Origin of the sequence: Pseudomonas monteilii NBRC 103158 = DSM 14164, from assembly GCF_000730605.1 — a bacterium.
Classification (GTDB): domain Bacteria; phylum Pseudomonadota; class Gammaproteobacteria; order Pseudomonadales; family Pseudomonadaceae; genus Aquipseudomonas; species Aquipseudomonas monteilii.
The window spans coordinates 1-24,295 of the sequence record NZ_BBIS01000043.1 but is presented as its reverse complement, the minus strand read 5'-3'; the positions used below and the strand labels follow the sequence as shown (position 1 = coordinate 24,295).

Here is a 24,295-nt window from a genome sequence, read left to right as displayed (position 1 = left end):
AGGCCGGGTACAACGATCAACGGCGTGGCAGGAACTGGAGTGGATCGACGGGTTTGCCCTGGCGGCGAATCTCGAAATGCAGCTTCACCCGATCTGTGCCCGTAGACCCCATTTCAGCAATCGACTGCCCTGCCTTGACCTGCTGCCCCTCCCGAACCAACAGCCTGCGGTTATGGCCGTAGGCACTGACGTAGGTATCACTGTGCTTGATGATGATCAGCTCGCCGTAGCCCCTTAAACCACTCCCGGCGTAAACCACCGCACCATCAGACGCAGCAAAAACAGGCTGTCCCAAATCACCGGCGATATCAATGCCTTTATTCAAACTACCGTTTGAAGCGAATTTTCCAATCAGCACGCCGTTGGCAGGCCAAGTCCAGCCGCCTACCGCGCGCTCTGCCGCAGGCACGGTGGTGGCAACCGGCGTACTGGTGGAGGTTGCCGGCGTTGCCGGTTTGCTGGTGTTGCCAGGTGTCACGGCAGTAGTGCCCACGGGCCTGCGGGTGACCGTGGTGCGGCTCGATGAAGAGGGGCTGGACACCACCGTGGTACTGCTGCTGGAACCGCTGCTGAAACGAATCGCTTGCCCCGGGCGAATGGTATAAGGCGCCGCGATGCCGTTGCGTGCGGCCAGCTCCTTGTAGTCCCAGCCATAGCGGAAGGCAATGGAGAACAGCGTGTCACCCGGCTTGACGACGTACTGCCCAGACGTCACCGCCGGGCGCTTGGGCACGGTGTTATTGCGGTCGACTACCCGCGCGCTGCTGTTGCTGCTGGTGCTCGAACAACCCACCAGTAGCGTGCCCATGGCCAGTACAATCACCAGAAGCTTGAAACCCGACCCGTCCTTGCGCTGCCGAATGACTGTGTGACCCACCCGCGCTCCCCTCATGGTGCCGAAAAACGATATGAAGACAAGAAATGCAATATTGTTGCAATTATAACCAAGCCGGCCAGTATTGGCAGGCAGGTGCAAAAGGCTGTTGCAATACCCCGGTGCAAGCTAGTGCTTCGTACCGCCAGATAGACAGGACGAAGCGGCAAGAATTCGCCGCTGGCGCAAAAATACCGCGCGACTCACCCGCAAGCCTCAGGCCAGCGGACCATTGAGCAGCGGGACGAAGCGCACGGCCCCCAGCACGCGCCGGGAGAATCCATGCTCCTCGCGCACGATCAGCATCAGTTGCTGCGCTTCGCCGGCCGCCCCAACCGGGATCACCATGCGCCCCCCGGGAGCAAGCTGATCAAGCAATGCCTGCGGCACTTCTGGCGCCACCGCCGTGACGATGATGCCGTTGTACGGTGCCAGCGCCGGCCAGCCTTCGCAGCCATCGCCCCAGCGGAATACCACGTTGCGCAGGTTCAGCTCCACCAGGCGCTCTTTGGCCCGGTCCTGCAGCACCTTGATACGCTCCACCGAAAACACCCGTTCCACCAGCTGGGCCAGGATCGCCGTCTGGTAGCCTGAGCCGGTACCAATCTCCAGCACCTTGTCCAGCGGCCCGGCCTCGAGCAGCAGCTCACTCATGTGGGCAACCATGAACGGTTGCGAGATGGTCTGGTTGTGACCGATGGGCAATGCGGTGTCTTCGTAGGCACGATGCGCCAGTGCCTCGTCGACGAACAGGTGGCGCGGGGTGCGACGAATCACGTCGAGCACCTTGGTGTTCGAAACGCCCTCTTCGCACAGACGCTGGATCAGCCGCTCCCGGGTACGCTGGGAGGTCATGCCGATGCCGCGGCGCAGCATATCGTCCTCGCGCATCAGAGCAGGCCCTCCAGCCAACCGTCGAGCTGCTCGAAGGCATCATTGAAGGTGCGGTCGAGCTGCAACGGGGTGATCGATACATAGCCCTGCATCACCGCGTGGAAATCGGTACCCGGGCCACCGTCCTCGGCATCGCCGGCCACGGCGATCCAGTAACCTTCCTTACCGCGCGGGTTGACCACCTTGGTCGGTGCCGCCGCCCGCGCCCGGTGACCGAGGCGGGTGAGCCGGATGCCACGAATGTGCTCCAGCGGCAGGTTGGGAATGTTTACGTTGAGCACGGTGCGTGGTGGCAGCGCCAGGCGCGACTGGGCCTCGACCAGGCGGCGGGCGATATGGGCCGCGGTTGGCAGGTTGTCCGGCTGGCGCGACAACAGCGAAAACGCCAGCGACGTGCCACCCAGGAAGCGGCCTTCCAACGCTGCGGCGACCGTGCCCGAATACAGCACGTCATCGCCCAGGTTGGCACCGAGGTTGATCCCCGACACGACCATGTCCGGCGTGTGCGGCAACAGCCCATTGAGCCCCAGGTGCACACAGTCGGTCGGCGTGCCGTTGAGGCTGATGAAACCGTTGGCCAGGGTTTGCGGGTGCAGTGGCCGGTCCAGCGTCAGCGAACTGCTGGCGCCGCTCTTGTCTTGCTCCGGGGCGATCACCGAGCACTCGGCGTAATCCGCCAGCGCAGCGTGCAGCGCGGCGATGCCGGGCGCGGTAACACCGTCGTCGTTCGAAATCAGAATACGCATGGGCTGTCCGTCTGCCCTGCCGACACCAGATCCACGACTTCACGCACCACCACGGTGGCGAAGCATCCGGCCGGCAGGACGAATTCCAGTTGCAGGATATCAGGCTCGGGATAATGCCATGTCAGGCCGCCAATAGGGAGCCGCAAAATGCGCCGTTCGTGATCCATGCCCGCCTGGGCCAACCACTGGCAAAGTGCCGGTTGGTCTGCACCGACGGCGTTTTCCAAGCGGGCAGTGGCTCCGTCAGCAGGCGAAGCGCCCTCACCCCACATCGGGCCGGTCGGGTGCAGATCGAGAATCGCCAGGCGCGGGTCGGCACATTCCGCCTCTCCCGCCGGGAAAAAGCTGCGGCTGTCAGTGAATGCCAGCAGGTCGCCGACCTGCGCCCGCGCCCAGCTACCTTCAGCGACACGCGCAGCCAGCACCTGATTGAACAGGTAGCTGCGCCCGGCCGAAAGCAGCCGCGAACGCACATTGCGCTGCTCGGGCAAGGCTTTGCGCGCAGCCCAGTCGAGGGCGTCATGGACGTTGCCACCGCCGTGACCGAAGCGCTGGGTACCGAAATAGTTGGGTACACCGTGCTGCTTCAGCTGTTCCAGGCGCGCATCCAGCGCCTGGTGATCCGCCGCCAGGGCCGTCAGGCGCAGGGTGAAGCCGTTGGCCGAATGCGCGCCACGCTGCAGCTTGCGCTGGTGACGCACCTGCTTGAGCACGCGCAGGCTGGCATCCTCGGCACGTGACAGGTCCGGGTCGGCCTTGCCTGGCAGGTGCAGGCTGAACCACTGACGGGTCAGGGCCTGACGGTCCTTGAGCCCGGCATAGCTGATGGTGCGCACCGGCACACCGGCGGCGCGCGCCAGGCGGCGAGCGGCCTCTTCGGTGTTCAGGTCACGCTTCTCGACCCACAGCCACAGGTGCTCGCCCTGGCCCGAGAGCGGGATATCGAGCACTTCGTCGACCTGGAAGTCTTCGGCAACCGCCTTGAGGACGGCGGTGCCCAGTGGTTCGCCCGATGCGCGCGGGCCCAGCAGTTCCAGTTCGGTCATGCTGGCAGCAGCAGGGCGACCGAATGCACGGCAATACCCTCCTCGCGGCCGGTGAAGCCCAGCTTTTCGGTAGTGGTGGCCTTGACGTTGACCTGGTCGAGCTCGACCTGCAGGTCCTCGGCGATCAGCTGGCGCATGGTCTCGATATGCGGGGCCATCTTCGGCGCCTGAGCCACAATGGTGGCGTCGACGTTGCCGACCTTCCAGCCCTTGCTCTTGACGATGTCGACCACATGGCAAAGCAGCACGCGGCTGTCGGCACCCTTGAACTGTGGGTCGGTGTCGGGGAAGTGCTTGCCGATATCGCCCAGTGCCGCAGCACCCAGCAAGGCATCGCTCAGGGCGTGCAGCAGCACATCGCCGTCGGAGTGGGCCAGCAGGCCGTACTTGTGGGGGATACGCACCCCGCCCAGGGTAATGAAATCACCGTCGCAGAAACGGTGCACATCGTAGCCGTGGCCAATACGCATAAGAAAACGCCCTGAATGAGTCAGGGCGTGATTCTACCTGCTTTGCAGCGGGTTTGGCGGCTTTTGGACCGGGCTGTTACACCCGCCCCAGTGCCACCGCATGATGGCGCAGGTGTTCCTCTATGAAGCTGGCAATGAAGTAATAGCTGTGGTCATAACCCGGCTGCAGGCGCAGGGTCAGTTCATGCCCCCCTTTGCGTGCCGCCTGCTCCAGCGCTTCAGGCTTGAGCTGCTTTTCGAGAAAATCGTCACGGTCGCCCTGATCCACCAGCAACGGCGGGCACTCGCCGGCCGGCGTTTCGGCCAACAGCACACTGGCATCCCACTCACGCCAGCGCGCACGGTCATCACCCAGGTAACGGCTGAAGGCCTTTTCGCCCCACGGGCAATCCATCGGGTTGCTGATCGGCGAGAATGCCGACACCGAACGGTAACGCCCCCGGTTGCGCAAGGCGCAAACCAGCGCGCCATGCCCGCCCATGGAGTGACCACTGATACTGCGCTCTCCCGATGCCGGGAAGTGCGCCTCGATCAGCGCGGGCAACTCCTCCACCACATAGTCGTGCATGTGGTAGTGCTTGGCCCAGGGCTGCTGGGTGGCATTGAGGTAGAAGCCCGCCCCCAGGCCGAAGTCCCAGGCGCCGTCCGGGTCGCCCGGCACCTGCTCGCCGCGCGGGCTGGTATCGGGGGCGACGATGATCAGCCCAAGCTCGGCGGCCAGGCGCTGGGCGCCGGCCTTCTGCATGAAGTTTTCGTCGGTGCAGGTGAGGCCGCTGAGCCAGTACAGCACCGGCAGCTTCTCACCCTGTTCGGCCTGCGGCGGCAAGTACACGGCAAATACCATGTCGCAGCCCAGCACCTTGGAGTGATGCCGGTAACGTTTGTGCCAACCGCCGAAGCTTTTCTGGCAGGAGATGTTATCCAGGCTCATGGCGTACCTCAGAAGTGGATCACGCTGCGGATGCTCTTGCCTTCATGCATCAGGTCGAAGGCTTTGTTGATATCCTCCAGGCCCATGGTGTGGGTGATGAAGGTATCCAGCGGGATCTCGCCCTTCTCGGACATTTCCACGTAGCTTGGCAGCTCGCTGCGGCCACGCACGCCACCGAACGCCGAACCGCGCCATACCCGGCCGGTCACCAACTGGAACGGACGGGTGGCGATTTCCTGGCCGGCACCGGCCACGCCGATGATCACCGACTCGCCCCAGCCCTTGTGGCAGCACTCCAGCGCCGCACGCATCAGTTGCACGTTGCCGATGCACTCGAAGGAGAAGTCCACACCACCGTCGGTGAGGTCGACGATCACTTCCTGGATCGGGCGGTCGTAGTCTTTTGGGTTGATGCAGTCGGTGGCGCCCAGCTGGCGGGCGATCTCGAACTTGGCCGGGTTGATGTCGATGGCGATGATGCGCGAGGCCTTGGCCTTGACCGCACCGATCACCGCCGAAAGGCCGATGCCGCCCAGGCCAAAGATGGCCACGGTATCACCCGGCTTAACCTTGGCGGTGTTGAGCACCGCGCCGATACCGGTGGTGACGCCGCAGCCCAGCAGGCACACCTTTTCCAGTGGTGCTTCTTTCTGGATCTTGGCCACGGAAATTTCCGGCAGCACGGTGTACTCGGAGAAGGTCGAGGTCCCCATGTAGTGGAACAGCTGCTGGCCTTTGTAGGAAAAGCGCGTGGTGCCGTCGGGCATCAGGCCCTTGCCTTGGGTAGCACGGATGGCCTGGCACAGGTTGGTCTTGCCCGAGAGGCAGAACTTGCACTTGCCGCATTCCGGGGTGTAGAGCGGGATCACATGATCGCCAACGGCCACCGAGGTCACGCCCTCGCCTACCGCTTCAACGATCGCGCCACCTTCGTGACCGAGGATCGACGGGAAGATGCCTTCCGGGTCGGCACCGGACAGGGTGTAGGCGTCGGTGTGGCAAACACCGCTGGCGACCACGCGCAGCAGCACTTCACCGGCCTTGGGCATGGCCACGTCGACTTCGACGATTTCCAGGGGTTTCTTGGCTTCGAAGGCTACGGCGGCACGGGACTTGATCATCAAAGGGCTCCAGACAGAGTGTCGATTCAGGCTTGCAGTGTAATTCACCGACTTTTGATGAATAATCCAGGCAAAGACAAAACATTATTGCCATGCAGGGATAATCAATGAGCAGCCGCTGGGAAGGTATCGACGAATTCGTCGCCGTGGCCGAATCTGGCCAGTTCACAGCGGCTGCCGAACGCCTGGGGGTTTCCTCGTCGCACATCAGTCGCCAGATCGCCCGGCTGGAGGAGCGACTGCAAACGCGCCTGCTCTACCGCAGTACCCGTCGGGTGACCTTGAGCGAGGCCGGGCAAACCTTTCTGCAGCATTGCCAACGCCTTCAGGATGGCCGCGAGGAAGCCCTGCGCGCCATGGGCGACTTGGCCAGCGAGCCAAAGGGGTTGCTGCGCATGACGTGCGCGGTAGCGTACGGCGAGCGCTTCATCGTGCCGCTCGTGACACGATTCATGGCGCTTTACCCGCAGTTGCGCGTGAAGGTGGAGTTGAGCAACCACACCCTCGACCTGCTGCAAGAAGGCATGGACCTGGCCATCCGCTTGGGGCGGCTGGCCGATTCTCGGTTGGTGGCCGCCCGCCTCGCCCCCCGGCGCATGTACCTGTGTGCCTCGCCGGCTTATCTGGAACGTTACGGTCGACCACACAGCCTGTCAGAGTTGGCGCGGCACAATTGCCTGGTAGGCAGTTCGGACTTGTGGGCGTTGCAGCAGGATGGGCGCGAGATCAGCCAGCGGGTACAAGGGAACTGGCGCTGCAACAGTGGGCAGGCGGTGCTGGATGCGGCGTTGCAAGGGATCGGGTTGTGCCAGTTGCCGGATTACTACGTGCTGGAGCACCTGAATACGGGGGCTCTGGTGTCGTTGCTGGAAGCGCACCAGCCACCGAATACGGCAGTGTGGGCGTTGTATCCGCAACAGCGGCACCTGTCACCGAAGGTGCGACGGTTGGTGGATTACCTGAAAGAAGGGTTGGCGGGGTTGCCGGAATATCGGCAAGGCTGAACGGGTGTGCTGGCTGTACCGGCCTCTTCGCGGGTTTACCCGCGAAGAGGCCGGTACAGGAATATGAAACTCAGCGACGCCCTGCCCAACGCTGGCGCAACCACTCCAAGTCTTCCGGCCGAGTGACCTTGATGTTGTCACTGCGCCCTTCCACCAGCCGCGGCGCCTGGCCGGACCACTCGATGGCCGAGGCTTCATCCGTCACGACCACATCCGACACCAGGCACTCGGCCAACGCCCGGTGCAGTGCCCCAAGGCGGAACATCTGGGGTGTGTAGGCCTGCCAGATGGTACTACGGTCCACGGTAGCACTTACCCGGCCGCTGCCATCGGCACGCTTGAGGGTATCGCGCGCCGGTACCGCCAGCAGGCCACCCACCGGGTCGTCCGCCAGCTCCGACAACAGCTTGTCCAGGTCGCTGCGCGCCAAATTCGGCCGCGCAGCATCATGCACCAGCACCCAGTCGCTGTCCGAGGCGTCTTGCGCATGCAGCAACAGCAAGGCATTGAGCACCGAATCGGCACGCTCGCGCCCACCCGCTGCGCGCTGGATGCGCGGGTCGCTGGCGCAACGCAGGGCCGGCCAGTACGGGTCATCTTCAGCAATGCTGACCACCACGCCTTTGAGCGCCGGGTGGCCAAGAAAACAGTCGAGGCTGTGCTCGAGAATGGTCTGCCCAGCCAGCTCCAGGTATTGCTTGGGTCGGTCGGCAGCCATGCGGGCACCTACGCCCGCAGCAGGAATCACGGCCCAGAAGGCCGGTAAGGTATCGATCATTTCTGTGGCAACTGGAAGAGGGTTTCGCCCTCTTTGACCATTCCCAATTCGTGGCGAGCCCGTTCTTCAACGGTCTCCATGCCTTTTTTCAGCTCCAGCACTTCGGCATCGAGCACACGGTTGCGCTCAAGCAAGCGCTCGTTCTCGGCATGCTGCTCGTCAATCTGCTGCTTCAGTTCGGTCACTTGCGCCAGGCTGCCATTACCCACCCACAGGCGGTACTGCAGGCCACCCAGCAGCAGGAGCAGAACGAGGAACACCCAATAGGGACTGCGCATCACGTTATCCAGGTTAAAAAGGCTGCCGCGTACTTGTTACTTCGGGGCCTCGAATAGCACGAAGCCTGGCCGAGGCCAGGCTTCGTTGACAGAAACCCGTTGGGATGAAGGAAAGATCAGTACGAACGTTCCTACAACTCCGGCTGCTGTCTTTTTACCATCTCTTGCTTAGCCGCGAAACTCGGCACGACCACGGTAAACCGCTTTGGCACCCAGTTGCTCTTCGATGCGCAGCAGCTGGTTGTACTTGGAAACGCGGTCGGAACGGCACAGCGAACCAGTCTTGATCTGGCCAGCAGCGGTACCCACGGCCAGGTCGGCAATGGTCGAGTCTTCGGTTTCACCGGAGCGGTGCGAGATCACTGCGGTGTAGCCGGCAGCCTTGGCCATCTGGATGGCTTCCAGGGTTTCGGTCAGCGAGCCGATCTGGTTGAACTTGATCAGGATCGAGTTACCGATGCCCTTCTCGATGCCTTCCTTCAGGATCTTGGTGTTGGTCACGAACAGGTCGTCGCCAACCAGCTGTACCTTTTCACCGATCTTGTCGGTGAGGATCTTCCAGCCAGCCCAGTCGGACTCGTCCAGGCCGTCTTCGATCGAGATGATCGGGAAGCGCTCGGTCAGGCCTTTCAGGTATTCGGCGAAGCCTTCAGCGTCGAACGACTTGCCTTCGCCGGACAGGTTGTACTTGCCGTCTTCGTAGAATTCGGAAGCCGCGCAGTCCAGGGCCAGGGTCACGTCGGTGCCCAGCTTGTAACCCGCTTTTTCGACCGCTTCGGCGATGGCGCCCAGGGCGTCTTCGTTGGAAGCCAGGTTAGGAGCGAAGCCACCTTCGTCACCCACGGCGGTGTTCAGGCCACGGGCCTTCAGCACGGCTTTGAGGTGGTGGAAGATTTCGGTGCCCATGCGCAGGCCGTCGGAGAAGGTCTTGGCGCCTACCGGCTGAACCATGAACTCCTGGATGTCAACGTTGTTGTCGGCGTGCTCGCCACCGTTGATGATGTTCATCATCGGAACCGGCATCGAGTACTGGCCCGGGGTGCCGTTCAGGTTGGCGATGTGTGCGTACAGCGGCAGGTCCTGGTCCTGGGCAGCAGCCTTGGCGGCCGCCAGGGAAACAGCCAGGATGGCGTTGGCGCCCAGCTTGGCCTTGTTCTCGGTACCGTCCAGTTCGATCATGGCGCGGTCCAGGGCTTTCTGGTCTGCCGGGTCCTTGCCCAGCAGCAGGTCACGGATCGGGCCATTGATGTTGGCGACGGCCTTCAGCACGCCCTTGCCCAGGTAACGGCTCTTGTCGCCATCACGCAGCTCCAGCGCTTCGCGCGAGCCGGTGGAAGCACCGGACGGCGCGCAAGCGCTGCCGATGATGCCGTTGTCGAGCAGTACATCGGCTTCCACGGTGGGGTTGCCACGCGAATCGAGAACTTCACGACCTTTGATGTCGACGATTTTTGCCATTGTTGTAAGCACTCCAGAATTGACGAAAACAACTTAGCTTAAGAAATTCTTGCCGTTCACCAGGCGGATTTGCAGTGGGCAGGCCGGGTGAAGGGAGCCCCTGACCGATTGGTCAGGGGTGGATCGGGCGGTACTTTACCCGAGAAATGAGCTTTACGCGGTTTCTACCGTCGGAAAACTTTTCACCAGGTCGTCCAGTTGCTTGAGCTGGGCCAGGAATGGCTCCAGTTTGTCCAGGCGCAGGGCGCATGGACCATCGCATTTGGCGTTGTCCGGGTCCGGGTGGGCTTCGAGGAACAGGCCCGCCAGGCCCTGGCTCATGCCCGCCTTGGCCAGGTCGGTAACCTGGGCGCGGCGGCCACCAGCGGAGTCGGCGCGGCCACCCGGCATCTGCAGGGCGTGGGTCACGTCGAAGAACACCGGGTACTCGAACTGCTTCATGATGCCGAAGCCGAGCATGTCCACCACCAGGTTGTTGTAGCCGAAGCTCGACCCACGCTCGCAGAGGATCAACTGGTCGTTACCCGCCTCTTCGCACTTGGCCAGGATGTGTTTCATTTCCTGGGGTGCGAGGAACTGGGCCTTCTTGATGTTGATCACCGCGCCAGTCTTGGCCATGGCCACCACCAGGTCGGTCTGCCGCGACAGGAAGGCCGGCAGCTGGATGATGTCGCATACCTTGGCAACCGGCTCGGCCTGGTAAGGCTCGTGCACGTCGGTGATCACCGGCACATTGAAGGTGCGCTTGATCTCTTCGAAGATCTTCAGCCCGTCTTCCATGCCCGGGCCACGGTACGACGTCACCGACGAACGGTTGGCCTTGTCGAAGCTGGCCTTGAACACGTAGGGGATACCGAGCTTCTCGGTAACCCGCACGTACTCCTCGCAGACCTTCATTGCCAGGTCACGGGACTCCAGGACGTTCATGCCGCCGAACAGGACGAACGGCTTGTCGTTGGCGATCTCGATGTTACCGACGCGGATGATCTTCTGGGTCATTGATCAGGCCTTGTTCTTCTGAGCCAGGGCTGCCTTGACGAAACCACTGAACAGCGGGTGGCCGTCACGCGGGGTGGAGGTGAACTCCGGGTGGAACTGGCAGGCGACGAACCATGGATGGTCCTTGGACTCGACCACTTCCACCAGCGCGCCGTCTTCGGAACGGCCAGAAACCACCAGGCCAGCGTCGACCAGTTGCGGCAGCAGGTTGTTGTTCACTTCGTAGCGGTGGCGGTGACGCTCGGTGATCACGTCCTTGCCGTAGCAGTCGTGTACCTTGGAACCGGCAGCCAGCTGGCAGTCCTGTGCGCCGAGGCGCATGGTGCCGCCCAGGTCGGAAGCCTCGTTGCGGGTTTCGACGGCACCGGTGGCATCGGCCCACTCGGTGATCAGGCCGACCACAGGGTGGCCGCTGTTGCGGTCGAACTCGGTGGAGTTGGCGTCTTTCCAGCCCATGACGTTACGGGCGAATTCGATCACGGCCACCTGCATCCCCAGGCAGATACCCAGGTACGGCACTTTGTTTTCACGGGCGTATTGCACCGCAGTGATCTTGCCTTCCACGCCACGCAGGCCGAAACCGCCCGGCACCAGAATGGCATCGGCGCCTTCGAGCAGGCTGGTGCCCTGGTTCTCGATGTCTTCCGAATCGATGTAGCGCAGGTTGACCTTGGTACGGTTGGTGATGCCGGCGTGGCTCATCGCTTCGATCAGCGACTTATACGCGTCCAGCAGCTCCATGTACTTGCCGACCATGGCGATGGTCACTTCTTGCTCAGGGTTGAGCTTGGCATCGACCACCTTGTCCCACTCGGACAGGTCGGCGCCGCTGCACTGCAGGCCGAAACGCTCGACGACGAAGTCGTCCAGGCCCTGTGCGTGCAGTACGCCCGGGATCTTGTAGATGGTGTCGACGTCTTCCAGCGAAATCACCGCACGCTCTTCAACGTTGGTGAACAGCGCGATCTTGCGACGCGACGAGGCATCGACCGGGTGGTCGGAGCGGCAGATCAGCACGTCAGGCTGCAGGCCGATGGAGCGCAGCTCCTTGACCGAGTGCTGGGTCGGCTTGGTCTTGGTTTCGCCCGCGGTGGCGATGTACGGGACCAGGGTGAGGTGCATCAGCATGGCGCGCTTGGAGCCCACTTCGACGCGCAGCTGGCGGATGGCCTCGAGGAACGGCTGCGACTCGATGTCACCCACGGTACCGCCGATTTCCACCAGGGCCACGTCGGCATCGCCGGCACCCTTGATGATGCGACGCTTGATCTCGTCGGTGATGTGCGGGATGACCTGGATGGTCGCGCCCAGGTAATCACCACGACGCTCTTTACGCAGCACGTGCTCGTAGATGCGGCCGGTGGTGAAGTTGTTGTTCTGGGTCATGGTGGTGCGGATGAACCGCTCGTAGTGGCCCAGGTCGAGGTCGGTCTCGGCGCCATCGTGGGTGACGAACACTTCACCGTGCTGGAACGGGCTCATGGTGCCCGGATCGACGTTGATGTACGGATCCAGCTTGAGCATGGTGACCTTCAGGCCCCGCGCTTCCAGGATGGCCGCCAGGGAAGCCGAGGCAATGCCTTTCCCCAATGAAGAAACAACACCGCCCGTGACGAATATGTAGCGCGTCATGAAAAACCCTAGAAGTCTGCGTTAAGGCGGCCAGCGCCGCCGGAGAAAGCGAAGGAAGGCCGAAGCCCCCGATCACCTGCGTCAATCACAGTGCATCTCGAAAAACTGCCGCGTCTGTACAGACCAGGGGTATCCCCGGCATGGAGCTCGCTCGTCATTTCCAGAATCAGCCCAGCAAAAAACTGCTTGGTAATCGGCAACTCCTGTGTTTTCGCGGAACCCACAGAAGCTGTATCAAGAAGGGAGGGTAGTCTACCCGAATGTACCCTTCAGCTCAAACCTTGCGCGTTCGTCGGTAACTGCCAGTGCAGCTGGCAATCCGCCTGCACCAACCCCGGCAGGTTGGCCACCGCCAGCAAACACTCGCCCTGATACAGCAGCGGCAGGCGTGGGCGCAGGAAATGCGGCACCTGCAACTCGTTGAGCAGGCGCTTGAGGTCGCGCCGCCCACGGCCGGGGACGTCCAGCATTTCGCCGCCCTGGCGATAGGCGATGCGCAGGTCTGCGAGCGGCTGTGCGACCGCAAGACGCACGCTGCCGTTACCTGGCAGCACCAGCGGCCCGGTGGGGTTCACCCAGGCCAGCTCGCCGACGGGCAGCTGTAGCCAGTCACCACTCAGCCACCAGATGCGCCCATGGCTGCGCAGCAGTTGCCCGTCGGCGAGCCGCCAGACGGGCTGGGCATCCCCGGCAGCCTCACGCAGGTCCGCCCAGCCAGCCCAGTGCCGGGTGTCTGGCAAACGGGTGCGAAGGCTCAGCCAATACTGCAGGGCATTGCGCTGACGGGCGGGCGACAACGCGACCAGGGATGCCAGGTCGAGCGAGTCCAACCCGGCCCAGGCCTTCGGCGCCCCCCTTTCTGCGCACGCAAGGTCACCTTGGGCGAGCTCGTCCAGCAGCCCCAGGGCTTCGCCCAGGTGCTCTGCGGCGCGGGCGAGGTTCTGGGTGGTTTGCGGCCAACGTTGCTGCAAATGCGGGAGCACCTCGCCACGCAGGAAGTTGCGGGCGAAATGTGTGTCGGCGTTTGACGGGTCTTCGATCCAGGCCAGCCCTTTCATTCGGGCATAGGCCTGCAGTTGCTGCCGAGAACACGCCAGCAAAGGCCTGACCAGACTGCCCTGCCCTAGCGCCCGCTGCACCGGCATTGCAGCAAGGCCACGCAGGCCGGCGCCGCGCAACAGACGAAACAGCAGGGTTTCGGCCTGGTCGTCACGGTGCTGGCCGGAGAACAGGATGTCGCCGGGGCTCAGGGCTTGCTTGAACGCGGCATAGCGAGCGTCGCGGGCGGCCTGTTCGAGGCTGGCGCCGGGGGCGACCTGCACGTAGATGACCTGGAGTTCAATGCCCAGCTGATTGCAGATGGCTTGGCAGTGAGCCGGCCAGGCATCGGCGGCGGACTGCAGACCGTGATGGACGTGGATCGCACGCAGCGGGGGTGAGGTGTGATTGCGAGCGTAGTCGGCCAGCAGGTGCAGGAGGACGGTGGAATCGAGGCCGCCTGAAAAGGCGATGTACCAGGCTGAGGCGTTGAGCCAAGGGGTGAGGTTGATCATCGAACCGGCACTCAATTCAAGAATGCATTCGCGGGCAAGCCCGCTCCCACAAGTTGCGCGCTCGGTGCAGAAGAGCGCTGTCCCTGTGGGAGCGGGCTTGCCCGCGAACACCGGCGAAGCCGGTGCCATTCATCTCGCTATCAGAGACCGTAGCTCATCAGGCGCTCGTAACGGCGGGCCAGCAGCGCGTCGTTGTCGAACTTGCTGAGCATGTCCAGCTGCTGCACCAGGTCGGCGCGAATGCTTTCCGACATTTTGGCCGGGTCGCGGTGGGCGCCGCCCAACGGTTCCTGGATCACCTTGTCGACGATGTTCAGGCTCTTCAGGCGCTCGGCAGTGATGCCCATGGCCTCTGCTGCATCAGCCGCCTTGTCGGCAGTCTTCCACAGGATCGAAGCACAACCTTCCGGCGAGATCACCGAGTAGGTGGAATATTGCAGCATGTTCAGCTGGTCACACACACCGATGGCCAGTGCACCGCCAGAACCACCCTCGCCAATCACGGTCGCGATGATTGGGGTTTTCAGGCGAGCCATCACACGCAGGTTCCAGGCGATTGCCTCGCTCTGGTTGCGCTCTTCGGCGTCGATGCCCGGGTAGGCACCCGGAGTGTCGATGAAGGTCAGGATCGGCATCTTGAAGCGCTCGGCCATTTCCATCAGGCGGCAAGCCTTGCGGTAGCCTTCCGGGCGCGGCATGCCGAAGTTGCGGCGCACCTTCTCGCGCACCTCGCGGCCCTTCTGGTGGCCGATGACCATGACAGGCTTGCCGTCCAGGCGTGCGGTACCACCCACAATGGCGGCGTCGTCGGAGAAGTGGCGGTCACCGTGCAGCTCTTCGAACTCGGTGAAGATGTGTTCCAGGTAGTCCAGGGTGTAAGGACGACGCGGATGACGGGCCAGACGGGCGATCTGCCAGCTGGTCAGGTTGCCGAAGATGCTTTCGGTCAGGGTGCTGCTCTTGTCTTGCAGACGGGCAATTTCATCGCTGATGTTCAGCGAGTTGTCGTTGCCTACCAGGCGCAGGCCTTCGATCTTGGCTTGCAGGTCGGCAATCGGCTGTTCGAAATCGAGAAAATTCGGGTTCATAGTCATCCGTCTTGGGTCTACGGCCAGGCGGCCGGCCGGTTGATCCGTTTGGCGCCTTACCTTAAGGGATCAGGCGCATTCAGGTCGAGATTAAATTTTTTTTCGGTTCAACGATATTGCAGGAAGACGTTCTCACGCCCGAACTGGTCACGCAGCGCCTGAATCAGCCCGTCGGCCGGGTCGATTGCCCACTGGTCGCCGAACTGCAGCATGGCCTTGGCATCGCTGCCGGTGTATTCCAGGGTAATCGGGCAGGCACCGCGATGGCGGGTAATCAGCTCGCCCAGCCACTTCAGGCGGTCGCCCTTCAATGCGTCGTGCGCCACCTTAAGCCGCAGGCTTTCGGCCAGCTTGGTGCGCGCATCTTCCATGGTCATCACCTGCTTGACCCGCAGGCGCAGGCCACCGGAGAAGTCGTCGTTGCTGACCTCGCCCTCCACCACCACCATGGCATCGTTCTGCAGCAAGGACTGTGCCGCCATGAACGCATCGGCGAACAACGATGCCTCGATGCGCCCAGAGCGGTCATCCAGCGTGACAAAGCCCATCTTGTCGCCCTTCTTGTTCTTCATCACCCGCAGGGCAATGATCATGCCGGCAATAGTCTGGGTTTCACGCGACGGCTTCAGGTCGACGATGCGCTGGCGAGCAAAGCGGCGGATTTCGGCCTCGTACTCATCAATCGGGTGGCCGGTGAGGTACAGGCCAAGTGTGTCCTTCTCGCCCTTCAGGCGCTCCTTGAGGGTGAGCTCACGCACCTTGCGGTGGTTGGCATAAACATCGACATCCGCCTCGCCGAACATGCTGCCGAACAGGTCGACATGGCCGCTGTCAGCGGTATGGGCTGCCTGCTCGGCAGCTTTGATGGCCTCACCCAACGCGGAGATCAAGGTTGCACGGTTGATGTCGATGTTGGCGTGATAGGCCTTGATCTCGTCATGGAAATGCGGCCCCAGGCGGTCCAGCGCGCCACTTCGGATCAACGCATCGAGGGTACGCTTGTTGACCCGCTTGAGGTCGATACGTTCACAGAAGTCGAACAGGTCCTTGAACGGGCCGCCTTGGGCACGGGCTTCTACAATTGCTTCGACCGGGCCTTCACCCACGCCCTTGATGGCACCCAGGCCATAGACGATGCGGCCGTCGTTGTTGACGGTGAACTTGAAGTCGGAGAAGTTCACATCCGGCGCGTCGAGGCGCAGCTTCATGCTGCGCACCTCCTCGACCAGCACCACAACCTTGTCGGTGTTGTGCATGTCCGCCGACAGTACCGCGGCCATGAACGGCGCCGGGTAGTGGGTTTTCAGCCAGGCGGTCTGGTACGACACCAGGCCATAAGCCGCGGAGTGGGATTTGTTGAACCCGTAACCTGCGAACTTTTCTACCAGGTCAAAGATGTTACCGGCAAGGTCCGCATCGATATTGTTGGCCACACAGCCTTCGATGAAACCACCGCGCTGCTTGGCCATTTCCTCGGGTTTTTTCTTACCCATCGCCCGGCGCAGCATGTCGGCGCCGCCCAGGGTATAGCCTGCCATCACCTGAGCAATCTGCATCACCTGTTCCTGATACAGGATGATGCCGTAGGTCGGTGCCAGTACCGGCTTGAGGCCTTCATACTGGTAGTCGGAGTGCGGGTAAGCCAGCTCGGCGCGGCCGTGCTTGCGGTTGATGAAGTCGTCCACCATGCCCGATTGCAGCGGGCCTGGACGGAACAGTGCCACCAGTGCAATCAGGTCTTCCAGGCAGTCGGGCTTGAGCTTCTTGATCAGCTCCTTCATGCCGCGCGATTCGAGCTGGAACACCGCCGTGGTCTCGGCCTTTTGCAGCAGCTCGTACGTCTTGCGGTCGTCCAGCGGGATGAAGTCGATGTTGAGATCCGGCAGGTTCTTCTTGGCCTGCTCGCGGTTGATGATCTCCATCGCCCACTTGATGATGGTGAGCGTACGCAGGCCGAGGAAGTCGAACTTCACCAGGCCCGCAGCCTCGACATCATCCTTGTCGAACTGGGTTACCAGGCCACCGCCTTCTTCATCACAGGCAATCGGCGAAAAATCGGTGAGCTTGGTCGGCGCGATAACCACACCACCGGCGTGCTTGCCGGTACCCCGGGTCACACCTTCCAGCTTCAGGGCCATGTCCCAGATTTCGCGGGCGTCTTCGTCGCCTTTGAGGAAGTCGCGCAGGATCTCTTCCTGCTCGTAGGCCTTCTCCAGGGTCATCCCCACTTCGAACGGGATCATCTTCGACAGGCGGTCGGCCAGGCCGTAGGACTTGCCCTGCACCCGCGCCACGTCACGCACCACCGCCTTGGCGGCCATGGTACCGAAGGTGATGATCTGGCTCACCGCGTTGCGACCGTAAGCCTCGGCCACGTAGTCGATCACCCGGTCACGGCCGTCCATGCAGAAGTCGACGTCGAAGTCGGGCATGGAAATACGTTCAGGGTTGAGGAAGCGCTCGAACAGCAGGTCGTAGGCCAGCGGGTCGAGGTCAGTGATCTTGAGTACGTAGGCCACCAGCGAGCCAGCACCCGAACCACGGCCCGGGCCTACCGGCACGTCGTTGTTCTTGGCCCACTTGATGAAGTCCATAACGATCAGGAAGTAACCGGGGAAGCCCATCTGGATGATGATGTCCAGCTCGAACTTCAGGCGGTCCAGGTACACTTGGCGCTTTTCTTCGTAATTGGGCGTGGTCTCTTTCGGCCACAGCACCGCCAGGCGCTCTTCCAGGCCTTCGTGGGCCACATGCCGCAAGTAATCGTCGATACCCATGCCATTGGGCGTGGGGAAATCGGGCAGGAAGTACTTGCCCAGCTGTACCTGAATATTGCAGCGCTTGGCGATTTCGACCGTGTTGGCGATGGCATCAGGCAGGTCGCTGAACAGCTCGGCCATTTCCTCGGCCGACTTCAGGTACTGCTGATCGCTATAGCCACGCGGACGGCGCGGGTCGTCGAGGGTCCAGCCTTCGCCAATGCACACACGGGTTTCGTGGGCGTCGAAGTCGGCTTGCTTGAGGAAGCGCACGTCGTTGGTAGCCACCAGCGGGGCGCCGAGCTTGTCTGCGAGCGCTACGGCAGCGTGCACGTACTCTTCGTCACGGGCGCGGTTGGTGCGCTGCACTTCAACGTAGAAGCGATCGGGGAACATGGCCATCCAGTCTTGCAGCAGGGCCTGGGCTTCATCGTCCCGGCCGGCCAGCAAGGCCATGCCGATGTCGCCTTCCTTGCCCGCAGACAGGGCAATCAGGCCTTCACTGGCAGGGGCGATCCATTCGCGCTGCAGGATGACCAGGCCATTGCGCTGGCCGTCGGTCCAGCCACGCGAGATCAACTCGGTGAGGTTGCGGTAGCCCTTGGGGTCCATGGCCAGGAAGCAGATGCGCGACGGCGGCGCTTCCGGGTCGGCACCGGCCAGCCACAGGTCGGCGCCGCAGATCGGCTTGATGCCGGCGCCCATGGCGGTCTTGTAGAACTTCACCAGCGAGCACATGTTGCTCTGGTCGGTGATCGCCACCGCCGGCATGTTCATCCCCGCCAGCGCCTTGGCCAGCGGTTTGACCCGCACCAGGCCGTCGACCAGCGAGAATTCGGAGTGGACGCGCAGGTGAACGAAGGGAACCGACATGGAAGATCCTGTAGCAGTGCTGAACGACAAGGGCGGGATTGTAGCTTAATTGGGGATGGGATTTGGGGCTGCGTCGCAGCCCTTCGCGGGCTTGCCCGCGAAGGGCCGCAAAGCGGCCCCAGAGGTCAGATCAGGGAATCGGTAACGCCTTCGCGTGCTTCCCAGGCCGCCCGCACAGGGGCAAAGGAACGCCGATGAATGGGCGTAGGCCCCAACCGTGCCAGGGCCTCAAGGTGCACCGGCGTGGGGTAACCCTTGTGCCCACCCATGCCGTACCCTGGGTAAATCAGCTCGAAGGCACTCATCTCCCGGTCTCGGGTCACCTTGGCCAGGATCGAAGCCGCCGCGATAGCCGGCACCTGGCTATCGCCCTTGACCACTGGCGAAGCCGGTACGGCCAGCTTCGGGCAGCGGTTGCCATCGATCAGGGCCAGCTTCGGTGTAATGTGCAGGCCTTCCACGGCGCGCTGCATCGCCAGCATGGTGGCCTGCAGGATGTTCAGGCGGTCGATTTCCTCGACTTCGGCACGGGCGATACAGAAGCTCAGCGCTTTTTCCCGGATTTCGTCGAACAACGCCTCGCGCTTGGCTTCAGTGAGCTTCTTCGAATCGTTCAGGCCAAGGATCGGGCGCGCAGGGTCGAGGATCACCGCCGCCGTTACCACCGCGCCACACAGTGGACCACGGCCCACTTCGTCAACGCCGGCGACCAGGTCCTCGACCAGGTTGAAGTCCAGTCCAATTTGCATGTCAGCGGTCCTTGAGCAGGGCCAGTACCGCCTCGGCCGCCTGATTGGAGGCGTCACGGCGCAGGATGCGGTGAATTTCGTCGAAACGTTCTATCTGCCGGCTGCCATCACGCACCAGCGGCGCAAGGGTATTGGCCAGGGCTTCGCTGGTCGCAGCGTCTTGCAGCAGCTCGGGCACCAGTTCGCGCTGGGCAAGCAGGTTAGGCAAGGAAACGTAGGGGCTTTTCACCAGGCGCTTGAGAATCCAGTAGGTCAAGGGCGCAAGGCGATAGGCCACCACCATAGGCCGCTTGTACAGCAACGCTTCCAGGGTGGCGGTACCGGAGGCGATCAGTACCGCGTCACAGGCCGCCAGTGCCTGATGCGACTGGCCATCAAGCAGCGTCAGCGGCAGTTGCCGCCCTTCGAGCATCTGCTCAACCTGGGCACGCCGCGCGGCATTTGCGCAGGGCAGCACGAAGCGCACGCCCGGCACCTGTTGGCACAAGCGCTCTGCGGCATCAAGGAACAATGCTCCCAGTCGCCCAACTTCCCCACCCCGGCTACCCGGCATCAGTGCCACTACCGGCCCCTCGCCCAAGCCCAGCGCAGCGCGCGCGGCCGGGCGGTCGGCTTCAAGCGGTATGGTATCGGCCAACGGGTGGCCGACAAAACGCACCGGCACGCCCTGTTCTTCATAGAACCGCGCCTCGAACGGCAACAGCGTCAGCATCAGGTCGCAGCCTTCGCGAATCTTCAGCACGCGCTTCTGCCGCCACGCCCAGACCGACGGGCTGACGTAATGCACGGTCTTGATCCCGGCCTGACGCAGTTTCAGCTCGATATTGAGGGTGAAGTCAGGGGCGTCGATGCCGATGAATACATCCGGCTTTTCGTCGATCAGCGTCTGGATCAGCAACTTGCGGCGCTTGAGCAACTCGCGCAGGCGCCCCAGTACCTCGACCAGGCCCATGACAGCCAGGCGCTCCATGGGGAAGTACGATTGCAGGCCTTCGGCTTCCATCAACGGGCCGCCAACGCCAATGAAACGCACATCCGGGTGGCGCGCCTTCAGGGCACGCATCAGGCCGGAACCCAGAATGTCGCCGCTGGCCTCACCTGCGACCAAGGCTACGCAAAGCGGGGCCATGTCAGCGGGTGATGCCGCGGGCGGAGTTCACGATCGACTGGCGGAACAGTTCGACCTCAGGGTGTTGCGCGGCCATTTCCGCCAACTCCTTGAGCGCGTCTTCGACGGTCAGGCCCTGGCGGTAGACAATCTTGTAGCAACGGCGCAGCACATGGATCACCTCGTCGCTGAAACCGCGACGGCGCATGCCCTCGAAGTTCATGCTGCGGGCTTCGGCCGGGCTGCCAAACACGGTAACAAAGGCCGGAACGTCCTTGCCAATCGCCGTCCCCATGCCGGAAAACGCGTGGGCACCGATATGGCAGTACTGGTGCACCAGGGTGTAGCCGGACAGGATCGCCCAGTCACCCACATGCACATGGCCGGCCAAGGCCGTGTTGTTGACCAGGATGCAGTGATTGCCAATGACGCTGTCGTGGCCAATGTGGGCATAGGCCATGATCAGGTTGTGGTCACCCACGGTGGTTTCAGCACGGTCCTGAACGGTACCACGGTGAATGGTCACCCCTTCACGGATCACATTATGGTCACCAATTACCAGGCGCGTCGGTTCACCCTTGTACTTGAGGTCCGGGGTGTCTTCACCGATCGAGGAAAACTGAAAGATACGGTTGTGCTTGCCGATGCGGGTCGGGCCTTTGAGCACAACATGCGGGCCGATAACGGTGCCCTCCCCGATTTCCACATCGGGGCCAACGATCGACCAAGGGCCGACCTCGACGCCATCGGCCAGTTTGGCCGACGGGTCGATAATGGCCCGAGGATCAATCGAATTCATAGGGAGCGTTCCGCGCAGGTGATCTCTGCCGAGCAAACCGGCTTGCCGTCGACCAGGGCACGGCACTCGAATTTCCAGATCATGCTCTTGCGGCTGAGGAACTTGGCTTCCAGCACCAACTGGTCACCCGGCAGTACCGGCTGGCGGAAACGCAGCTTGTCGGAGCCGACGAAGTAGTACAGGGTGCCGTCGGCCGGCTTGGCATCGAGCATCTTGAAGCCAAGGATGCCGGCCGCCTGGGCCATGGCTTCGATGATCAGGACACCCGGCATGATCGGGTGCGCCGGGAAGTGGCCATTGAAAAACGGCTCGTTGATGCTGACATTCTTGTAGGCACGAATGCTCTGGGCCTCGAAGTCCAGATCCGTCACTCGGTCCACCAAGAGGAACGGGTAACGGTGAGGCAGGTATTCGCGAATCTCGTTGATGTCCATCATTTCGGGGGGGAAGCCTGTAATAAGAATAGGGAGCGCAGGTGCTGACCACACGCTCCTTTTGCAATCCAAAGAGGAGCCAGCTAGCGACTGTTCACTCTTGCTCAGGGAATGGTATCAGCCTTCTGATGTCGGCTGGCCACCTGAGGTCACGGTATCGACGCGTTTTTCCAGCTGCTGAAGACGCTTGGCCATGTCATCGAGCTGACGGATACGCGCAGCGCTTTTGCGCCAGTCAGCCAAAGGCTGCATGGCTGTGCCGGATGAATAGGAACCGGGTTCAGTGATCGAACGGGTTACCATTGTCATCCCGGAAACAAATACGTTATCGCAAATATCAATGTGCCCTACCAGGCCTACGCCGCCGGCCAGCATGCAATGCTTGCCGATGCGCGTACTGCCGGAAATGCCCACGCAAGCCGCCATGGCCGTGTGGTCACCGATCTGCACGTTGTGGGCGATCTGGATCTGGTTGTCGAGCTTTACCCCGTCACCGATCCGCGTGTCGGACAGCGCACCACGGTCGACAGCGGTATTGACGCCGATTTCCACGTCATCACCAATGGTGACGCCGCCGATCTGGGCAATCTTGCGCCAGATGCCTTTCTCATTGGCAAAGCCGAAGCCTTCGCCGCCGATCACGGCACCCGACTGGATGACCACTCGCTTGCCGATGGTGACGTCGTGATACAACGTCACCCGCGGCGCCAGCCAGCCGCCTTCACCTACAACGCAACGCGCACCGATGAAGCAATGTGCGCCGATGCTGACATCAGCCCCGATACGCGCACCGCTTTCGATAACCGCGAACGCCCCGATGCTGGCACTGGCGTCCACCTGTGCGTCCTCAGCCACCACGGCGCTGGGATGGATTCCCGCCACAGCCTTGGGTTTGGGGTCGAACAAGTGGGAAATACGCGCATACGCCTGGTACGGGTCGGCCACGATCAGGGCATTGCCGGCGAAATTTTCGGCATCCGCAGCCTTGAGCAATACCGCACCCGCCTGGCAGTTATCCAGGTACTTGCGGTACTGCGGGTTGGCGAGGAAGCTCAATTGACCGGGGCCAGCCTCCTGCAAGGTGGCCAGACCGGTAATCTGCAGCGCCTCGGGGCCCTTGAGGGTGGCACCGAGGGCCTCGGCCAGCTGGCCTAGCGTCATGGTCACACTCATATCAACGGGCTTGGTTCATGCGCTCGATGACTTGGCGGGTGATGTCGTACTGAGGCTTGACATCGATGACCGCACCACGCTCGAGGACCAGGTCGTAGCCGCCCTTCTTGATCACTTCCTCGACAGCACCATCCAGCTTCGGTTTCAGTTGCTTGAGCATGTCGCGGTCAGCAACGGCTTTGGCTTCGTTCAGCTCCTTGGACTGGAACTGGAAGTCACGGGCCTTTTGCTTGAACTCGAGCTCCAGGCGCTCACGCTCCTGCTGCTGCATCTTGTCGCCGCCCTTGATCAGGCGGTCCTGGATGCCCTTGGCGCTGCTTTCCAGGCTTTTCAGCTTGGTCAGTTGCGGGCCGAACTTCTTCTCGGCATCAACTGCGTACTTCTTGGCAGCATCCGATTCCAGCAGGGCCATCTGATAGTTCAGCACAGCAACCTTCATTTCGGCGAATGCCGGGGTGGCGACCAGCGCCGCGGCCACTACGGCCAGTTGAGCCAATTTACGCACGATGCACTCCTGGATAAACCGTTGTCATTAAGCAAGGGCCGACCTTAGAAGGTCTGGCCCAGAGAGAATTGGAACACCTGGGTATCGGCATCGTCCGGCTTCTTCACCGGCATTGCCAAGCTGAAGCTCAGCGGGCCCAGTGCGGTAATCCAGGTCACACCAAGACCAACCGAGCTGGCCATGCCCGAGAAACCGACTTTCTCGCAATCAGGCTTGTTGCCGCAATTGGTATCGAACACGTTACCGACGTCCCAGAACACGGAAGTGCGCAGCGAACGCTGGTCCTTGACGAACGGCAGCGGGAACAGCAACTCGACACCACCTTGCACCAGCACGTTACCACCGAACGGCAACGGATCCTGATCCGGATCGCGGATGGTACCCGGCTTGCCACCTTCCGCCTCGCCGCGGCTAGGCGTACTGCGTGGGCCAAGGCTGCTGTCCTTGAAGCCACGGACGGAGTTGAAGCCACCCGCGAAGTAGTTCTCATAGAACGGCAGGCCAGAGGTGCTGCCGTAACCGTCACCATAGCCCAGCTCGGTGTGCAGGCGCAGGGTGTAGTCATTGGTGATCGGCTTGAACAGCTGACCACGGTAGTCGAGCTTGAAGAACGACAGGTCACTGCCTGGAATCGTGGATTCCAGGGTAAGGCTTTGCGAGTGACCACGGGTAGCAAGCACACCTTTGTTCAAGGTCGACTCGGACCAGCCGATCGAAGCCTTGAAGTTCAGGAAGTTGTCGCCTTCCTGCTCAAGGAAATCGAAGATCTCGTCAACGGTGTACTTACCGGTCTTGATCTTGTCCTGCTGCACGCTCAGGCCATAGGTCAGGCGCGAGGTTTCGCTGATCGGATAACCCAGGCTCACGCCGGCACCGTAGCTGTCAACCGCATAGCTGGCCACGTCGACATCGAGGTCGTCGTAGTCGGTGCTGCGGTAGAAGGCGTTGTAGCCCAGGCTGACGCCGTCGGCCGTGAAGTAGGGGTCCACGAAGCCGAAGTTGTAGCGGGTCTGGTATTCCGAA

General features: G+C 62.2%; 23 protein-coding genes. 1 reads left to right on the top strand and 22 read right to left on the bottom strand.

Going from position 1 to position 24,295, the window contains the following annotated elements; all coding sequences use genetic code 11:
• Window positions 1-16: 16 nt before the first annotated feature.
• From PM2_RS21490 to PM2_RS21460, 7 genes are all read right to left on the bottom strand, one after another.
• A complete protein-coding gene (locus PM2_RS21490; protein WP_016712909.1) occupies window positions 17-877 on the bottom strand; it encodes a peptidoglycan DD-metalloendopeptidase family protein in 861 nt (286 codons plus the stop codon).
• Window positions 878-1,090: 213 nt separating this feature from the next.
• The gene (locus tag PM2_RS21485; RefSeq protein WP_161751472.1) at window positions 1,091-1,729 is read right to left on the bottom strand and encodes a protein-L-isoaspartate(D-aspartate) O-methyltransferase; all 639 of its coding nucleotides are present in this window, start codon (window positions 1,727-1,729) and stop codon (window positions 1,091-1,093) included.
• Between the two features lie 35 nt (window positions 1,730-1,764).
• Entirely contained in the window at window positions 1,765-2,514 is a 750-nt protein-coding gene (surE, locus tag PM2_RS21480; RefSeq protein WP_016712911.1) for a 5'/3'-nucleotidase SurE, read from the bottom strand.
• Complete coding sequence (gene truD, locus PM2_RS21475; protein WP_016712912.1) at window positions 2,502-3,560, bottom strand: tRNA pseudouridine(13) synthase TruD; 1,059 nt, start codon at window positions 3,558-3,560, stop codon at window positions 2,502-2,504. Before truD ends, surE begins: the two co-directional genes overlap by 13 nt.
• Window positions 3,557-4,030, bottom strand: a complete 474-nt coding sequence (gene ispF / locus PM2_RS21470; protein ID WP_016712913.1) for a 2-C-methyl-D-erythritol 2,4-cyclodiphosphate synthase — start codon at window positions 4,028-4,030, stop codon at window positions 3,557-3,559. The genes truD and ispF overlap by 4 nt, the downstream gene beginning before the upstream one ends.
• Window positions 4,031-4,106: 76 nt before the next feature.
• Entirely contained in the window at window positions 4,107-4,961 is an 855-nt protein-coding gene (gene fghA / locus PM2_RS21465) for an S-formylglutathione hydrolase (RefSeq protein WP_016712914.1), read from the bottom strand.
• Window positions 4,962-4,969: 8 nt separating this feature from the next.
• Window positions 4,970-6,082: an S-(hydroxymethyl)glutathione dehydrogenase/class III alcohol dehydrogenase gene (locus tag PM2_RS21460; RefSeq protein WP_016712915.1), complete on the bottom strand. Its 1,113-nt coding sequence runs from the start codon at window positions 6,080-6,082 to the stop codon at window positions 4,970-4,972.
• Window positions 6,083-6,189: 107 nt separating this feature from the next.
• Here PM2_RS21460 and PM2_RS21455 point away from each other — a divergent pair, with 107 nt between their 5' ends.
• The gene (locus PM2_RS21455; RefSeq protein ID WP_028698701.1) at window positions 6,190-7,086 is read left to right on the top strand and encodes a LysR family transcriptional regulator; all 897 of its coding nucleotides are present in this window, start codon (window positions 6,190-6,192) and stop codon (window positions 7,084-7,086) included.
• A 70-nt stretch (window positions 7,087-7,156) separates the two neighbouring features.
• Here PM2_RS21455 and ispD read toward each other — a convergent pair whose 3' ends face one another.
• The 15 genes from ispD to PM2_RS21380 form a co-directional block, all read right to left on the bottom strand.
• A complete protein-coding gene (gene ispD / locus PM2_RS21450) occupies window positions 7,157-7,864 on the bottom strand; it encodes a 2-C-methyl-D-erythritol 4-phosphate cytidylyltransferase (protein ID WP_016712917.1) in 708 nt (235 codons plus the stop codon).
• Window positions 7,861-8,142, bottom strand: a complete 282-nt coding sequence (ftsB, locus tag PM2_RS21445) for a cell division protein FtsB (protein WP_016712918.1) — start codon at window positions 8,140-8,142, stop codon at window positions 7,861-7,863. Before ftsB ends, ispD begins: the two co-directional genes overlap by 4 nt.
• Window positions 8,143-8,310: 168 nt before the next feature.
• A complete protein-coding gene (eno, locus tag PM2_RS21440; protein WP_016712919.1) occupies window positions 8,311-9,600 on the bottom strand; it encodes a phosphopyruvate hydratase in 1,290 nt (429 codons plus the stop codon).
• 153 nt (window positions 9,601-9,753) lie between these two features.
• On the bottom strand, window positions 9,754-10,599 hold the full coding sequence (gene kdsA / locus PM2_RS21435; RefSeq protein ID WP_016712920.1) for a 3-deoxy-8-phosphooctulonate synthase: 846 nt from the start codon (window positions 10,597-10,599) through the stop codon (window positions 9,754-9,756).
• Between the two features lie 3 nt (window positions 10,600-10,602).
• The gene (gene pyrG / locus PM2_RS21430; protein WP_016712921.1) at window positions 10,603-12,231 is read right to left on the bottom strand and encodes a CTP synthase; all 1,629 of its coding nucleotides are present in this window, start codon (window positions 12,229-12,231) and stop codon (window positions 10,603-10,605) included.
• Between the two features lie 269 nt (window positions 12,232-12,500).
• The gene (gene tilS / locus PM2_RS21425; RefSeq protein ID WP_016712922.1) at window positions 12,501-13,784 is read right to left on the bottom strand and encodes a tRNA lysidine(34) synthetase TilS; all 1,284 of its coding nucleotides are present in this window, start codon (window positions 13,782-13,784) and stop codon (window positions 12,501-12,503) included.
• 140 nt (window positions 13,785-13,924) lie between these two features.
• Window positions 13,925-14,872, bottom strand: a complete 948-nt coding sequence (locus PM2_RS21420) for an acetyl-CoA carboxylase carboxyltransferase subunit alpha (protein ID WP_028698702.1) — start codon at window positions 14,870-14,872, stop codon at window positions 13,925-13,927.
• Window positions 14,873-14,979: 107 nt separating this feature from the next.
• Window positions 14,980-18,504, bottom strand: coding sequence for a DNA polymerase III subunit alpha (gene dnaE / locus PM2_RS21415; RefSeq protein WP_016712924.1), 3,525 nt, complete (start codon window positions 18,502-18,504; stop codon window positions 14,980-14,982).
• Between the two features lie 125 nt (window positions 18,505-18,629).
• Window positions 18,630-19,253 carry a ribonuclease HII gene (gene rnhB / locus PM2_RS21410; protein WP_016712925.1) on the bottom strand — a complete coding sequence of 208 codons (624 nt, stop codon included), beginning with the start codon at window positions 19,251-19,253 and terminating at the stop codon, window positions 18,630-18,632.
• 1 nt (window position 19,254) lies between these two features.
• Window positions 19,255-20,382 carry a lipid-A-disaccharide synthase gene (gene lpxB, locus PM2_RS21405; RefSeq protein ID WP_016712926.1) on the bottom strand — a complete coding sequence of 376 codons (1,128 nt, stop codon included), beginning with the start codon at window positions 20,380-20,382 and terminating at the stop codon, window positions 19,255-19,257.
• A gap of 1 nt (window position 20,383) precedes the next feature.
• The gene (lpxA, locus tag PM2_RS21400) at window positions 20,384-21,160 is read right to left on the bottom strand and encodes an acyl-ACP--UDP-N-acetylglucosamine O-acyltransferase (protein ID WP_016712927.1); all 777 of its coding nucleotides are present in this window, start codon (window positions 21,158-21,160) and stop codon (window positions 20,384-20,386) included.
• Entirely contained in the window at window positions 21,157-21,597 is a 441-nt protein-coding gene (gene fabZ / locus PM2_RS21395; protein WP_003252314.1) for a 3-hydroxyacyl-ACP dehydratase FabZ, read from the bottom strand. The genes lpxA and fabZ overlap by 4 nt, the downstream gene beginning before the upstream one ends.
• A gap of 114 nt (window positions 21,598-21,711) precedes the next feature.
• On the bottom strand, window positions 21,712-22,767 hold the full coding sequence (gene lpxD / locus PM2_RS21390) for a UDP-3-O-(3-hydroxymyristoyl)glucosamine N-acyltransferase (protein WP_016712928.1): 1,056 nt from the start codon (window positions 22,765-22,767) through the stop codon (window positions 21,712-21,714).
• A gap of 1 nt (window position 22,768) precedes the next feature.
• Window positions 22,769-23,272 carry an OmpH/Skp family outer membrane protein gene (locus PM2_RS21385; protein WP_003252311.1) on the bottom strand — a complete coding sequence of 168 codons (504 nt, stop codon included), beginning with the start codon at window positions 23,270-23,272 and terminating at the stop codon, window positions 22,769-22,771.
• A 44-nt stretch (window positions 23,273-23,316) separates the two neighbouring features.
• Window positions 23,317-24,295 (bottom strand): BamA/TamA family outer membrane protein (locus PM2_RS21380; RefSeq protein ID WP_019097115.1); only part of this gene is annotated, 979 nt, incomplete at its 5' end.